This is a genomic window from Virgibacillus proomii (assembly GCF_018916875.1).
Lineage (GTDB): Bacteria > Bacillota > Bacilli > Bacillales > Amphibacillaceae > Virgibacillus > Virgibacillus proomii_B.
On record NZ_JAHLNO010000013.1, the window covers coordinates 53,659 to 68,112 of the forward strand.

Consider the following 14,454-nt stretch of genomic DNA (forward strand, 5'->3'; position numbering starts at 1 on the left):
AATAAGAGATATCTAAAGGGAGATAATTACAGATTGTTACATGCGCAAAAAAACTTCTCACTGCATCAAACGAATATTTCTATGCTTCTCTAAAAAAATGCTCATTATCTTGCATATTCATTATACCTTATTTTCATTAAAAAAATCGACAAATTATGCAATTTTCATTATCTTTTAATAAAAAATCCCTATTTTTTATCGATATAACGTAAAATAATCCTCCATTCTTCCACTTTTTCATGAAACGTTTTTGTATATCGGCCTGGAATAGGACTGGTAGAAGGAAGTTTTACTACGTTTACAGGTGAAATTTTAGCTATTTTAAAATATTTAACAAACAACTGATACGATTTGCTACCATTACAAACTATCAATTTTATAGAAGGATATTTTTTTAATAAACTAGGAATATCATTTGGTACTGCATCACGTATATTAGCATCAAGACTCCCTTGTCGATAACAGCTAGCAATAGTATCCCATAAAGCAATGCGATGCTTTTGGCAAAACGCAAGCTTATTTTCGTAGTTTTCTACTGAAGGCTCATTGAATAACGTAAATAAGATATTCCAAAAGTGGTTTCTTGGATTACCATAATATTGTTGTTTTTCCAACGATTTCACGCCTGGCATTGAGCCTAAGATAAGAACAGCTGGCTCCTTTGGCAGAACAGGAGGAAAAGATGTCAACTTCTGCATAATAACTACCTCCTACTTCATCATATCAACATAAAACGGTAAACGGGAAGCTATTCCTATAGCTATCGTCTTTCATTTTAGCAAATAGTAACCTTCGTACTTTTAACTAACTGTATTACGCTAAACATCTTACATTTTTTCTCTATTATCACTAAGTGCATATTCAAATTTAATAAAGTAAGCGCTTTTCTTCTTGAAATGGAACCAATGCTAAAATCGCTTTTACTGTGTGCGATGCCTATTTAAGAAAGTCTTCCTTAATCTGTCGACACAAATAAATCGATTTTAAAGTGCTGTTATCTCCCACTTAGTACGATATTCTCTCTATAACTCTTGAATGGAAATCATAAAGCAACTTAAATGTGGGATAAAATACAAGCTCCACTCCAATCTAAAGTGTATTTATTCTGCCCGCTTTTTTGTTCTATGACGAACTCTTTTATCAACAAGTAGCATTGCTTTTATTTTTTTCATCATTGGATACAATTTGCTAATAAGTTTAGCTTTAGTATTGCCTTTAATAAACAACCCCAAGGAAACTAGTAAATAAAGATGACTCATAAAAATGAATATTGCAGTTAAACTACCATTCCACATTTGGCTAAAAAGATAAGTCAGTTCATTAACATCTTCTGGTCTATCAATAGAATATAAAAAACCTATAAGCGGAGTAGTGATGGATAATATAATCGATAAATAAGCAAATGGGATCAAGCGGTCTCGTACATTACTTACAATTGCTAATAACAATGTCCCCGCTATAAAAACGACATACATTATCCAAACGCTCGTTGGTAAGGATACCAAATGTCTCCCCCCTTATCCCTCTCTTTTCTTTTTTCGATTCCCTCATTGAACAAATGAAAAATTGTTTAAATGATATGCTTTAGTTAATTTCAATGCTTATTCGGCATCATCATAGTTAAAAACTACCGCTTACTATTCATTGTTGACTGGTTTATATTATCAATTGGTATTGTACAAGGTCTTAAGCCTGTTTACGCTTTACTATTTGTTCTCTTATATCTTGTGGCGTATTATCTTTAACAGAGAAAGCCAAAAAAAGCTGCTACCTGGCGCATTGTATTGGTCATAGCAGATCCATGGGGAAATTTAATCCGGCTGTTATTAAAGGCATCATTATCATAGAAATCCCAAACATACGAATAGCAAAAATAACCGTTGAATATGCAAATGACGAATCTTTCGTTAAATTGGTATATAACAATGACGTAATCGTTAATAAAAAATAATCCAATGATGACAAAATATCTAGCACCATACCTGTTAAAAATTCGTCCATTTAACGGTGACATAATCCCATTAATAATGCTCCCGGAAGAATCATTAATCCTGACTCAAATGAAGAAAAACCTGCCATATTTTGCATATAAATCAGTAAAATGGTTTCTGCTGCGATTAAACTAATAAATCCCAATCATACCGATAATTCATCGTTATCGTGAACATGTATTCTTAAATATTCGAAACTCTAAAATCGGTTCTTTTCATTTAAATTGCCGAACAATAAATATATATAAGGAGATCATACCAATAATAAGTGAACCAACAACTATTTTATTGATCCACCCAGTATTTCCAGCACTACTAAATCCATATAAAATCCCCTCCATAGTAAACAGATTAATATGCTTTCTTTTTTCTGTCTACTATAAGGGGATCACATCAGTTAGCTTACTTCTGTTTTTAATAATCCTTTTTTAGTTGTACTAAGTGATAAAATGAATAATCACTTAACCGAAACAATCAATTATATTTCCTGTTCTTTTAAAACTACAGAGCTACTCGATTTTTTATGAGGAAGCATATGGAACAGCATATTTAGGAGAATAGCTGTTACACTACCAGCAACAATCCCATTACTTGTTAAAATTTGTATACTATTGGGCAACTTAGCAAATATTTCTGGAACAACTGTAACACCTAAGCCCATTCCTACTGAACAAGCAATAATCATCGCATTTTCTGATGATTCCTTAATTACCGGTCCTAGCATCTTTATCCCTTGTGAAATAACCATTCCGAACATAGCAATCATAGCCCCGCCTAATACAGGTGTTGGAATAATGGTTGTTACAGCTGCAATTTTAGGAATAAAGCCTAAGGTAATGAGCATTGCTCCTGTTATCATAATAATTCGTTTCTTTTTTACACCTGTCATTTGAATTAGTCCAACATTTTGTGAAAATGCAGTATATGGGAAAGCATTAAAAATTCCACCTAGTATAATCGCTAAACCCTCTGCACGATAACCGTTTCCCAAGTCTTTTTCAGTTAATTTCCGCTCGGTAATATCCCCTAATGCAAAATACACACCTGTTGATTCTACTAAAGAAACAATTGCTACTAAAATCATTGTAACAATAGCAGACCATTCAAATGTTGGTGTCCCAAAATAAAACGGATGAGGTAAATGTAAATAGGAAGCATCTGTAACAGCTTGAAATTTAACCATTCCCATAACAGCAGCTACTATTGTCCCTGCAATTAGACCAAGTAAAATCGAAATAGATTTTATAAAGCCTTTTGTAAATCGATACATAAAAATAATAAATAAAAGCGTTCCAAATGATAAGGCGATATTAACTACAGAACCAAAATCACTTGCTCCCTCTCCACCGCCCATATTATTTATAGCTACAGGTATTAAGGTAATACCAATGATGGTAACAACAGATCCAGTAACTACAGGTGGAAAGAAGCGAACTAACTTACCAAAAAATCGTCCAACAAGAAAAACAAATAATCCAGATACAAGAATTGCACCGTATATAGCTGTTATCCCATACTCCGCACCAATTGCAATCATTGGACCAACAGCAGTGAAAGTACAACCGAGAACAACAGGAAGACCGATACCAAAAAAACGATTTTGCAGTACCTGTAAAATCGTAGCGACTCCACACATTAAAATATCAATAGCAACAAGGTAGGTTAGCTGTTCAGTGGTTAATCCGAGTGCGTCACCAACTATTAAGGGAACTAAGATTGCTCCTGCATACATAGCTAAAAGATGCTGTAAACCTAGGGCTGCATTTTTCATGTTAGTTCTCCTCCTTAAAAGCTACGTTTCCTTCTGATAATTCAGCAATCGTTGCCAGAGACTCCACTCGGTATCCAGCCTTGCGAATTGCTTCTCCGCCATTTTGAAATCCTTTTTCAATAACAATTCCAATTCCAGCAATCGTTGCTTTTGCCTGTTCAAGGATATCAATTAAACCGAATACAGCTTGTCCATTTGCTAAAAAATCATCCACAATTAATACGGTATCCTCACTTGAAATAAATGATTGGGAAATAGATATTTCATTGGTTTCCTCTTTGGTAAAGGAATAAACGCTCGCTGAATAAAGGTGATCCGTTAAGGTCAAAGACTTTCTTTTTCGTGCAAAAATCACTGGTGTTTGCAACACTAACCCTGTCATCACAGCAGGAGCAATACCAGAGGATTCTAAAGTTAAAATTTTTGTTATTCCATCGTCAGCAAACCGCTTTCCAAACTCTTTTCCAATATCCTCCATTAGTTCCGGATCAATTTGGTGATTTAAAAATGCATCCACTTTCAACACAGTGTCCGATAGCACCGTTCCTTCAGCTAAAATCTTTTGCTTTAATCGTTCCATGATGTCGTGCTTCCTTTCTAGGCAAATAATAATGAAATTCGAGGCGGCATTTCTACCGCAACCTTAAAAACATCCTCATTAGAAAAACTTGGCTTATCGCCAAGTCTTTAGCGAAAGCTGTAGTTTTTCTTATACTATAAACCATAAAATTTTATACTTTCCTATAGTATAAAAAACAAAAACTCGAAGCCCAGTTTCCGTAAAGAGAACTATGAACGGAAAACTGAACTTCGAGCGCAATATGCCAAGAAGTATTGTAATTGTATACAGTAGTAACATACAATTTTTTACCAGTCATTTTCATAGTCGGTTCATTTACGGTAAACCGGTAGAAACTTGCAGGCCATATTCCTGCTATTATATGAAAAACAGTATTTTTTTGAATGTAACTAGTATAGCATCTTAAGATGAATAAACAACCCCGTATCTAATAAAACTAACATTCTGATAATTGGCATAAAAAATTTCTCCAGGGTTTTTCTTCAATCTAATCAATCCAAACCGTTTCTCCTTCCGCTAAAATACTATTGCTACTCCGTCCATTCCAGAAATTCCAACCGGTTTCCGAACGGATCATGAATATAAAAGCGATTTGCGCCTGGAAGCCGATCATCATCGATAACATCGACTTTTTGACTTATCAGATGTTCTCTTAACTGTTTAAGCTGATTCACAAGAATTGCAGGATGTGCTTTCTTTGCTGGAAAAAAGGGAGTCTCCACGCCAATATGCAATTTTACAGAACCAGCTTGAAACCAGACACCACCATTCTTTTTCAATGTTATCGGTTTATCAATTTCTTCAAACTTTAATATCCCTTGGTAAAAGTCTCTTGCTGTTTGCTCCTCATTTTTTGGTGCAGCAAGCTGTACATGATCAATTTTTTCATAATTAAACGACATATTATCCCCTCCTCCAACTATAGAATAAGGCAAAAGTCAAAACCTTACTAATATCGTTTTTCAATCAATATGTATAATCATTTTTTATAGAGTAAAATAATACTATTCCAATATTATTAAAAATCAGAAAACAATAGTGCCACTATTTTTCTTAACTTATTATCGTCTCTCCACTAAAACGTAAGCCGGGCTCTTCCTCAAAACGATAATACATCGAATTTAGGATTTTAGTTCCTTCTGAACAAGTACATTAGAAAAACTTGGCTTGTCGCCAAGTCTTTATGGCGAAAGCTATCGTTTTTCTTATACTATAAACCATAAAGTTTTATATTTTCTATAGTAAAATAAAACGACCAAGCCTGAACAAGAAGCTAGTCGGTTAGATTTGCCAATTTCAAAAAAACAGGCCACAATTGCCGTATTTTGTAATAAAAAGTTTTAAACCACCACTTCACCAAGTGGGTGCTCGCAGAAAGCTGTCCTGTCCCCCGCTCGAGACGGCTCGACATTAAAGCTTCGATATAAAACTCCCTATTTCATCATTAGAGGTTAAAACTTAATAAAATACGTACATTGCAGCTTGTGATCCTATTATAACATTGCCACTAAAATTTTCAATGGTAAAAGGTAATTCTGTATTCTTTCGCAATGACAGCGCTTGCAAACTAGTGCAACAACTTATTGCTATAGTATGTTTATTTCACTAACATTTAATTGTGCTCATCCATCCTCTTTGCAGTTGATGTATCTTATCATTTTTCTATCACTAACATCTATTTTTCATAAGTTTACTTTTTTTATATTTCCACTTTTAAATTTTTGTGTTTTTCTTTTTCGCTCGTTCTTCCAGCTTAGACTTCGGCCGTTGATCTTTTGTATCTTCCTGATAGTCCTTGAAGATTTACACTACTATGAACTTGCTGTTTGCTGTATGAATCTTTTTGATAACTCATGATGGTACCTCCACATATAGTGTGGAACAACTCAATTCAAATATACGTTGCTTAAAATTCAAGAATTTTTATCATAAAAGATTCTCATATCGGCTTCTTAATGATCGTTTTAATACTTTTCCACTTGGATTTTTTGGAAGTGTTTCTGTAAAGATAATATGTTTTGGCACTTTGAACTTTGATAATCGTTCCCTGCAAAAAGCTTCTACTTGGGATGTTGTTAGGTTAGCTTGTTTTTTGGAGACAATGATTGCAGTAACTGCTTCGATCCAATAAGGATCAGGAATACTGATTACTGCAACTTCTTCTACTCCATCCAGCTGATAGATTACCTCTTCAACCTCTCTACTTGACACATTTACTCCACCAGTATTTATCATATCCTTTTTCCGATCCACAATGGTTATATAACCTCCTTTATCCATCACGCCTAAATCTCCGCTATGAAACCATCCATCGCGGAATGCCTGTGCTGTTTTTTCCGGTTCATGTAAATAACCGAGCATCGCATGTGGTGTGCGATGAACAATTTCCCCAACATTCCCTCGCGGTACTTCTTGACCCATTTCATCAACAATTTTAGTTTGGACATTTAAAGCGGGTTTACCAGCTGATCCCAGTTTTCGCAGTTGATCCTGAGGCTGTAAAACCGTAGCAAGTGGTGCAACTTCCGTCTGTCCGTAAAAATTCCAAAACCGTGCATTTGGCAGGCGCTCTGTCAACTCTTTTAGTATTTCTTTGGGCATGATGGCTGCACCGTAATAACATTTTGTTAAGGACGACAAATCACGTATAACAATATCAGGATGACGTAATAAGGAAATCCATACGGTTGGGGGGCAAAATAGTTGGGTTGCCGAAAATTCTTCTATCGTTTTTAAAATTAATTCTGGACTTGCGGAATCTAAGATAATTCCACTGCCGCCAGTGTAAATGCTTGGACCTAAAAATACATGTAACTGTGCACTATGATAAAGTGGCAAGGCATGAATGATTCGATCATTCGTTTCCATATTTCCTTCAACAATACAGCTTACATATTCACTGATTATACTTTGATGTGATAGCATAACCCCCTTTGGCTTTGATTCTGTACCACTCGTGTATAAAATATGGCATAAATCGGTATCATCAACATCTACCTCTACTATTTCTGTTGAAAACTGCTGTCTTTCTTCATCAAGCACAGACCAATTTTCTGTATGATCATCCATAGTATCCATCACATATTTATTGTTTATAACTAGTTCTGATGCTGCTTCATCTAAAAATGTCATAAATTCTGATGAACTAGCTAACCCTTTCACTCCCGCATGAGCAAGAATATAAGCAGCATCCTCGATACTAAGCATGTAATTAATAGGTACCATCACTATCCCTGCTCTTGCAAGCGCAAAATTTAAAATAACAAAATCTAAACTGTTTTTTGACATTACTGCTACTCTCTCACCTTTTTTAAATCCTTTCGCTAAAAAAGTATGAGCCGTTTGATTCACTAAAACATCTAATTGTTGATATGATATTTCTAGCTCTTTATACGTAATAGCAAGCTTATTCGGTGTTCGTTCGGTTGTACGGGTTAGAATATCCCCAAGTGTATTTCTTCTAGCTCGCTTTATTAATTGCCTGGCTTCAGCTGTTTTTTGTTTCACATTCCTCTTCTCCCTTCTCCCAACAAATAAAATATTGTTTTTATTATTTTAATTCAGATAATTCTAAAAAGCAAACAACCTACGTAGTGATAAAAAAGCTAAAAATGAGGAAATAAAATTCGGTTAGTGTGCAAAGTCATCTAATAGATAATACGAAATCATTTTTTATATTGTTATATCAAACTATTTGCTAAAATTTTATCCCTTTCACATAAAGTGAAACTTCATTCAGTAGGAGTTTTCTTCCATCTCCTACTGAATGTTAGTACCTAGAAGGGTATGACCTAAAGGCCCTTGAACGAATGGGCATTTAGGGGCGTTTTCTCCCACTTAGACCCTTTTGTATCAACTCGAGGCTCTTGAGTGGGAGTCTTAAGGCACCTTACATGCGGGATAAATATTGATAAAGCTTTGGCCAAAGCTCCGCAAATGTAGGAGCATCCTCTACCTGCTTAGGTGTAATTCCATGTATATTTATATTCATCGAGCGAAATTCAGCAAGTGGATGTATCAAACTATAATATTCATCAATAATATCCGTTTCATTAGCTATAACAATACCTACTGCACAGGGACTAGATCGTTTTTCGTTAGCTGTTTCAAAATCAATCGATACAAAGATTCATCTTATCAGCTTTCTTCGTTAAATCTAGTTTTTAAGATATTTCAAGAATATCCCATGCTGTAATAATTCCCAGTAATCTTTCTGAAGGATTCCCATGTCGTTATAAGTAATGCTTCTAATCGCCTTCCTATACTTGTGAGCTCTTTAAATAAATCTACAGCTTCATATATCGCTGTATCCTCAGCTATAAAACGGGAATTTTCCTCGTTTTCAAATGGTAGAACATCTTTGATTTGATAGCTGCTTTTGAGCTTTTCTTCGTGTTGCTCCATACTTGCAAGCCAGTTTGTAATTCCTTTTTGCGTTAATAATCCTTGATAAGCTTTCCCCTCATAAATCGGAAATTTAGATAACTTTTTTTCGTGAATTACTTTTAATGGTTTGCTTAATTCATCCGTATTTTGAAAACAGTAGACATACTTTTGCAAGGTGGGAATAACATACTTTGGTTCACTTAGTTCCTTTTCTATCGCTTCGATTTTTTCAACTATTTAATCATGTGGTTCCGCTATTGCATATGTCATATCAATCTTATTATGAACAATTGCATTACGCAGTTCTGCAAATTCCAACAGATCATCACTGTATTCCTTAATTAATGCATTGGAGTTTTTTAGGATCTTAACTGCTTTAGAAAAGCTGGCATCTTTTTTGTTGATGAGCAAATCTCTCAGCATTTTCTCAATGCGGTTAAACGAAGTTAAAAATCGGTCTGAGTTTTTGTACATTTTCCCGTGCTCCCTACCTTGCATCTCTTTTTGCTATAAAGTGAAACTTCCATGAGCGGGGGTTTTCTTTCATCCCCCACTCATGGTTAGTTAAACCAATCGGACATTTGACTTTCCGTTTATCCCCCACCTAGACTTCTTCGATCCCTCTTACTCCCCGAGGTGGAGGTCTTACTGCCAGTTAGATGTGGGATAAAACTAAACCATTCTATGTTCCATTTTATACATTTTATGTAAAGATTAAAAGTGTTCGGCATTCATTACTAACCTTCGTAAAATCTCAATTCAGAAAATAGAGTCCCCTTTTGCAAGTGTTCGAATCTTATTAATGATCACTTGCTCTTCGCAGTCGATCTTTTCATCCGCATAATATGCTAATTCTTTATGATTACCAATCATTACCGAGTGAGCCGCATGCTTAAACATTGTGATATCATTTGCATCATTACCAAATGCAATGTAATTGTTTTCCGCAATCCCTAGCTTTTTTAACGCACTCCATTTATCAATCCCTCTTGGGCTTATATCAATTATTTGCTCATTATGATGCTTATGGATCGTTACATCCAGCACTTCTAATTCCTTTAATAGAGCTGTGTAATCATTCATTATAACAATTAATATTTTCACTACTTGTGTTAATTGATTCACTGTCAATTTTTGTGCTAAGTTCCCTCGATCTACATTTTTAACGATTGGATGATCAACGGGGCCAGTATAAGCATAATCCCAATCACTATCAATAAGAAATGTTGCTTGATGTCTGTGAATCAATTTAAAAATAATACCCAGCTGCTCATTTGTAAACGTATGTGCATGGACTGATTTCCTATTCTTATAAATGAGCGAACCATTTCCTCCAATTAACGTATACGTATGAAACCGTTTATGTAAAACAGGAAGCATATCTCTTATTGGTCTAGCAGATGCAAAAATCACATCCTGCTCTAAAGAATGGAGGCAATTAAGAATGTTGCTGGATACTGGATTGCCTTGAAAGCAAATAGTTCCATCAAGGTCAAAGACAAAGTTCATGTTTTTCATTCCTTTGGTAATTTATTCGTATCATAATTTTAAATGTTTATGATCAAGATTAATGTAAAAATATAGCTATTTACTTTCACCTTAACTTGTTAAAGTAAGTGCTTTACCAACATTTTTCTTACTATTTCTTGTACAAAGATCTTGTGTACAAGAAGTCTCTAAATATAGCTTTTAATTCGATTAACGTTTAAACTATTGTATAGCGAAACTCCAGATAGCGCAAACCGCCCCCCAGGCAGCATCACGACTAAAAAAGTATTCTTCTCTTTTTTAGGACAGAGTATACTACGACAGCAATACATCGCGATTTTTGGAAGGACAAGTAACTATGAAAGAGTAGATGTTAACTTATCCTAAGAAGATCGAAGTTAGCTAGAGAACTCGACTTAGGATAAAAAAAGCTACTTCCCAAAAGAATTCACACTATAAAAATAGAATCATTTCAAAATTGGAATAAAAGTGCAAGTGTCTTGTCAGCCTCGACAAGAGCTAGAACTAGACAAAAATGCTTATTCCGCCAATCGCCCTTAAGGTATTAAAAGCTAGTTCCCTAAACCATAAAAAAATTTTCACATAGTAAAAAATCACAAAATTTATTGACAATATTTAAAGTTCTGCTATGCTGTAAACTATTATTTAGAAAAATAAACTATTAAACGAAAAGGAAGAAAGGAGAACCTTAAACCGATGTTACCTGATCAACATATACTTAGAATTCCAGGTCCAACACCAATCCCTCCTAGCGTCACATATGCAATGGCGCAACCGATGATTGGTCACCGCGGGCAAGAAATGAAAGAATTATTACAAACGGTTAAAGAAAAACTAAAACCAATCTTTGGTACGAAGGAAGATATTTTAATTTATACAGCTAGTGGAACTGCAGCGCTTGAAACAGCAGTAGTAAATGCTGTCCAACCTGGTGAAGAAGTGGTAATTATTGTAACTGGAGCCTTTGGAGACCGTTTTACAAAAATTTGTGATGAATATCACATTAAAATTTATAAATACGACGTAACATGGGGTGAAGCTGCTGATCCAGATCGTTTAGCTGAACTATTAAAAGCACATCCAAATGTAAAGGCTGTATTTGCAACTTTTTGTGAAACTTCTACTGCTGTCTTAAATCCTGTAAAAGAACTAGCAGAGATTGTTCACCGTGAGTCCAATGCATTATTTATTGTTGATGGTGTTTCATGTGTCGGAGGAACGGAAACAAAAATGGATGAGTGGGGACTAGATATTGTTGTTACTGGATCACAAAAAGCGATGATGCTGCCAGCGGGACTTGCATTTATTGCTGCAAGTGAACGTGCATGGAAAGTGATAGAACAAAACCCACATTCAAGATTCTATTTAGACATGCGAAAATATCGTGCTAAGCTTAGAGAGGATTCTACTCCTTTCACTCCAGCTGTTTCTTTACTGCAAGGTTTGAAGCAAGCTTTAACATTAATGGAAGAAGAAGGATTAGCAGCCATTTATAAACGTCATAACATAATGGCAGCTATGACTAGAGCAGCATTTCATGCATTAAATATTCCTTTACTGACAAAGGATGTCGATGCTTCTCCTACTGTAACAGCAGTAAAACCAAATGATTTCTCTTCAGAAGATTTGCGCAAAGTGCTTAGAACTAACTTTGGCTTAACTATTGCAGGGGGACAGCAACATTTAAAAGGGGTTATTTTCCGCATTGGGCATATGGGTTATTGTTCACCAGCAGACGTTTTGCAAACAATCAGTTTAATTGAATTGGGCTTACAACAAATCGGCAAAACAATTGAGCTCGGTACGGGTGTTAAAGCAGCTCAAGCTACTTATCTGGCTGAGTTGAGCTTGGTCTGATTTTTTTAAATTACCATTAAATTTCCTGCTCCATTCTGTTATACAGATTGAAAGATAGTAGGGAAGCGAGTTAGCAGTTTACAGCTTAACGTTATAGCTTTTTAGTAGCTCTAATAGTTAAACCTTTTTTTAAATTATTTATTACTACTGACATAGGTTAATAGGTATCGAAAGCTTCCTTATCACACCATTTTTTCCATCTAAGACATCGTTTAAGCTTTCGTTTTTATAAAGTGAAGATTCATTCAAGGAACGCGTTTTTTCTGCGTACGGTCTATCGCTATCGTAGTTTTTTTGTTCTGTTGTCCGAATCAATTGGGCATTTAGGTACCGTTCCCCACTTTGACTTCTTCGTGTTCCTTTAACTCTTGAAGAGGGAGACTTACGGCACCTTACATACGGGATAAAGTGAAACTTCATTTCGTGGATCCGATCCTGACTTTCTTAGGAAGAAGTTCAAAGTTTGCCTAGTCGCTACCGAGCGCTTAAACTAGACGAAGATACTTTTCAAAAAAATATCCACATCTAAGAACAAATATAACTTCCTAAACGAGAAAAAATAATGGAGGAGAAAAAATAATGGCATTTAAAGTATTAATCGCAGATCCTTTAAGTGATGATGGAATTGCTTCGTTAAAGCAAGCAGATAAGATAAAAGTTGATATTGGAACAGACTGGTCCAAAGAAGAACTTCATGAGCGTATTTCAGAATATGATGCGTTGTTAGTTCGTAGCCAAACTCAAGTGACACGTGATTTTATTATGAAAGCCAAAAACTTAAAAATCATTGGGCGAGCTGGTGTTGGTGTAGATAATATTGATTTAGAAGCTGCAACAGAACACGGTATTATCGTTGTAAACGCTCCAAATGGAAATACAAATTCAGCAGCAGAGCACACGGTAGCCATGATGATGGCTCTATCTCGAAAAATACCCCAAGCTTATTTGTCGTTAAAAAACAAGCTATGGGATAGAAAAAAATATATTGGAACCGAGTTAAAAAATAAAACGTTAGGAATTATCGGACTGGGAAGAATTGGTTCAGAAGTGGCGTATAGAGCCAGGGGACAACGTATGAACATTGTTGCGTACGATCCATTTCTTACTGAAGATCAAGCAAAGAAATTGGGTATTGAAATAGGCAGCTTGGAAGAAGTATTGAAAAAAGCCGACTTCATCACCATTCATACTCCATTGCTGAAAGAAACAAGACATCTGTTAAATAAAGAAGCGTTTGCCTTAATGAAAACCGGAGTCTATATCATTAATTGTGCACGTGGTGGAATCATTGATGAAGAAGCACTATATGATGCTATTGAGGAAAAGAAAGTAGCTGGAGCCGCACTTGACGTCTTTGAAGAAGAACCATTTTTCGAAAATAAATTATTGAATTTACCAGAAGTCATCGCTACACCACATTTAGGTGCAAGTACCGTAGAAGCCCAAGAAATTGTCGCTATTGATGTAAGTGAGGATGTCATTCGCTTTAAGAATGGGGATGCAGTGCGTAACCCTGTTAATTTACCATCTGTAACTAAAGAAGTATTAAGTGAAATTGAACCATACTTTCATTTAGCAGAAAAGCTCGGTCAGTTTCTTATCCATTTAGCTAAGGAACCCATTGAAGAAATCAATCTCTATTATTCTGGCGATGTCGCCAAAACTAAAATTGAACCAATTACTCGCAATGCAGTGAAAGGACTATTAACCCGTCATCTAGGCGACCATGTAAATGATGTCAATGCACTTTATTTAGCAGAGAAAAGAGGAATAACAATTCATGAAAACAAAACTTCTACCACTCAAGGGTTTACCAACTTGATTCGTGTCGAAGTAAGTACCAAATCAGACAAGCGAAGTGTTGCTGGCACATTACTTAACGGTTTAGGTCCACGAATTGTAAAAGTAGATGACTATAGTGTCGACGTAACACCAAAAGGCCATCTATTAGTTATTCACCATACCGACCAGCCTGGGGTCATCGGTAAAATGGGTAGTTTACTTGCTACAAAGCATATTAATATTGCAACAATGCAGGTGGATCGTGCAAAAGTTGGCGGTAATGCAATTATGGTTATGACTGTAGATCGCCACATTGAAAAGAAGGCGCTGGAAGCATTAGAAAAACTCGAAGAAATCCATGCTGCTATTGCCATCGATCTTTGATTACATGGAATAAATGTTATCCTTACGTATGGAATACACGAGGATAGCATTTATTTTTCCATTCCTTGCTATCTCATTCTCCCCTGAGCATTTCCATATCCCTTTTCTGTTACTCCAACTCAAGTCAAACTGTAATTCTTCTAACCTTTTCCTTTAACACCATAACAAGATCCCCTATCTCTTTCAAACTTTAG

The 14,454-nt window shown here is 35.5% G+C and carries 15 protein-coding genes and 1 riboswitch; of the genes, 2 read left to right on the forward strand and 13 right to left on the reverse strand.

The genetic code is table 11. The features are described 5' to 3' along the window. Window positions 1-188: 188 nt before the first annotated feature. From KQI21_RS05690 to KQI21_RS05740, 13 genes are all read right to left on the reverse strand, one after another. Window positions 189-698, reverse strand: a complete 510-nt coding sequence (locus KQI21_RS05690; RefSeq protein WP_216483130.1) for a DNA-deoxyinosine glycosylase — start codon at window positions 696-698, stop codon at window positions 189-191. 402 nt (window positions 699-1,100) lie between these two features. Then, complete coding sequence (locus KQI21_RS05695) at window positions 1,101-1,505, reverse strand: hypothetical protein (protein ID WP_216483132.1); 405 nt, start codon at window positions 1,503-1,505, stop codon at window positions 1,101-1,103. Window positions 1,506-1,788: 283 nt separating this feature from the next. Beyond that, the gene (locus tag KQI21_RS05700) at window positions 1,789-2,001 is read right to left on the reverse strand and encodes a hypothetical protein (protein WP_216483133.1); all 213 of its coding nucleotides are present in this window, start codon (window positions 1,999-2,001) and stop codon (window positions 1,789-1,791) included. Next, complete coding sequence (locus KQI21_RS16380; protein ID WP_301281731.1) at window positions 2,002-2,136, reverse strand: hypothetical protein; 135 nt, start codon at window positions 2,134-2,136, stop codon at window positions 2,002-2,004. It lies immediately after the preceding gene. A gap of 333 nt (window positions 2,137-2,469) precedes the next feature. Further along, window positions 2,470-3,762, reverse strand: coding sequence for a nucleobase:cation symporter-2 family protein (locus tag KQI21_RS05705; protein WP_216483134.1), 1,293 nt, complete (start codon window positions 3,760-3,762; stop codon window positions 2,470-2,472). A gap of 1 nt (window position 3,763) precedes the next feature. Then, on the reverse strand, window positions 3,764-4,342 hold the full coding sequence (locus KQI21_RS05710) for a xanthine phosphoribosyltransferase (RefSeq protein ID WP_216483135.1): 579 nt from the start codon (window positions 4,340-4,342) through the stop codon (window positions 3,764-3,766). A gap of 283 nt (window positions 4,343-4,625) precedes the next feature. Beyond that, window positions 4,626-4,727, reverse strand: a riboswitch (purine riboswitch). Between the two features lie 145 nt (window positions 4,728-4,872). Next, entirely contained in the window at window positions 4,873-5,244 is a 372-nt protein-coding gene (locus KQI21_RS05715) for a VOC family protein (RefSeq protein ID WP_216483137.1), read from the reverse strand. A gap of 811 nt (window positions 5,245-6,055) precedes the next feature. Then, window positions 6,056-6,145 carry a hypothetical protein gene (locus KQI21_RS17115; protein WP_507236662.1) on the reverse strand — a complete coding sequence of 30 codons (90 nt, stop codon included), beginning with the start codon at window positions 6,143-6,145 and terminating at the stop codon, window positions 6,056-6,058. Window positions 6,146-6,268: 123 nt separating this feature from the next. Then, entirely contained in the window at window positions 6,269-7,849 is a 1,581-nt protein-coding gene (locus KQI21_RS05725; RefSeq protein WP_216483140.1) for an acyl-CoA synthetase, read from the reverse strand. 382 nt (window positions 7,850-8,231) lie between these two features. Further along, window positions 8,232-8,471 (reverse strand): exonuclease domain-containing protein, encoded by a 240-nt coding sequence (locus KQI21_RS05730; protein ID WP_216483184.1) that lies wholly within the window; start codon window positions 8,469-8,471, stop codon window positions 8,232-8,234. 44 nt (window positions 8,472-8,515) lie between these two features. Further along, window positions 8,516-8,902 carry a hypothetical protein gene (locus KQI21_RS16035; RefSeq protein ID WP_253291318.1) on the reverse strand — a complete coding sequence of 129 codons (387 nt, stop codon included), beginning with the start codon at window positions 8,900-8,902 and terminating at the stop codon, window positions 8,516-8,518. 63 nt (window positions 8,903-8,965) lie between these two features. After that, window positions 8,966-9,202 (reverse strand): hypothetical protein, encoded by a 237-nt coding sequence (locus KQI21_RS16040; protein ID WP_253291319.1) that lies wholly within the window; start codon window positions 9,200-9,202, stop codon window positions 8,966-8,968. Window positions 9,203-9,487: 285 nt separating this feature from the next. Further along, on the reverse strand, window positions 9,488-10,237 hold the full coding sequence (locus tag KQI21_RS05740) for an HAD-IIB family hydrolase (protein WP_216483142.1): 750 nt from the start codon (window positions 10,235-10,237) through the stop codon (window positions 9,488-9,490). Window positions 10,238-10,933: 696 nt separating this feature from the next. On the opposite strand from KQI21_RS05740, the gene KQI21_RS05745 reads away from it, so the two are divergent. Both KQI21_RS05745 and serA read left to right on the forward strand, forming a co-directional pair. Next, window positions 10,934-12,094, forward strand: a complete 1,161-nt coding sequence (locus tag KQI21_RS05745; protein WP_216483144.1) for a pyridoxal-phosphate-dependent aminotransferase family protein — start codon at window positions 10,934-10,936, stop codon at window positions 12,092-12,094. 579 nt (window positions 12,095-12,673) lie between these two features. After that, window positions 12,674-14,260 carry a phosphoglycerate dehydrogenase gene (gene serA, locus KQI21_RS05750; RefSeq protein WP_216483145.1) on the forward strand — a complete coding sequence of 529 codons (1,587 nt, stop codon included), beginning with the start codon at window positions 12,674-12,676 and terminating at the stop codon, window positions 14,258-14,260. Window positions 14,261-14,454: the final 194 nt, after the last annotated feature.

What these genes read in the sequence shown, in the direction of transcription:
- KQI21_RS05690 (WP_216483130.1), bottom strand. Translation starts at nt 698, where the DNA reads ATGCAGAAGTTGACATCTTTTCCTCCTGTTCTGCCAAAGGAGCCAGCT.
- KQI21_RS05700 (WP_216483133.1), bottom strand. Translation starts at nt 2,001, where the DNA reads ATGGACGAATTTTTAACAGGTATGGTGCTAGATATTTTGTCATCATTG.
- KQI21_RS05705 (WP_216483134.1), bottom strand. Translation starts at nt 3,762, where the DNA reads ATGAAAAATGCAGCCCTAGGTTTACAGCATCTTTTAGCTATGTATGCA.
- KQI21_RS05710 (WP_216483135.1), bottom strand. Translation starts at nt 4,342, where the DNA reads ATGGAACGATTAAAGCAAAAGATTTTAGCTGAAGGAACGGTGCTATCG.
- KQI21_RS05715 (WP_216483137.1), bottom strand. Translation starts at nt 5,244, where the DNA reads ATGTCGTTTAATTATGAAAAAATTGATCATGTACAGCTTGCTGCACCA.
- KQI21_RS16040 (WP_253291319.1), bottom strand. Translation starts at nt 9,202, where the DNA reads ATGTACAAAAACTCAGACCGATTTTTAACTTCGTTTAACCGCATTGAG.
- KQI21_RS05740 (WP_216483142.1), bottom strand. Translation starts at nt 10,237, where the DNA reads ATGAACTTTGTCTTTGACCTTGATGGAACTATTTGCTTTCAAGGCAAT.
- KQI21_RS05745 (WP_216483144.1), top strand. Translation starts at nt 10,934, where the DNA reads ATGTTACCTGATCAACATATACTTAGAATTCCAGGTCCAACACCAATC.
- serA (WP_216483145.1), top strand. Translation starts at nt 12,674, where the DNA reads ATGGCATTTAAAGTATTAATCGCAGATCCTTTAAGTGATGATGGAATT.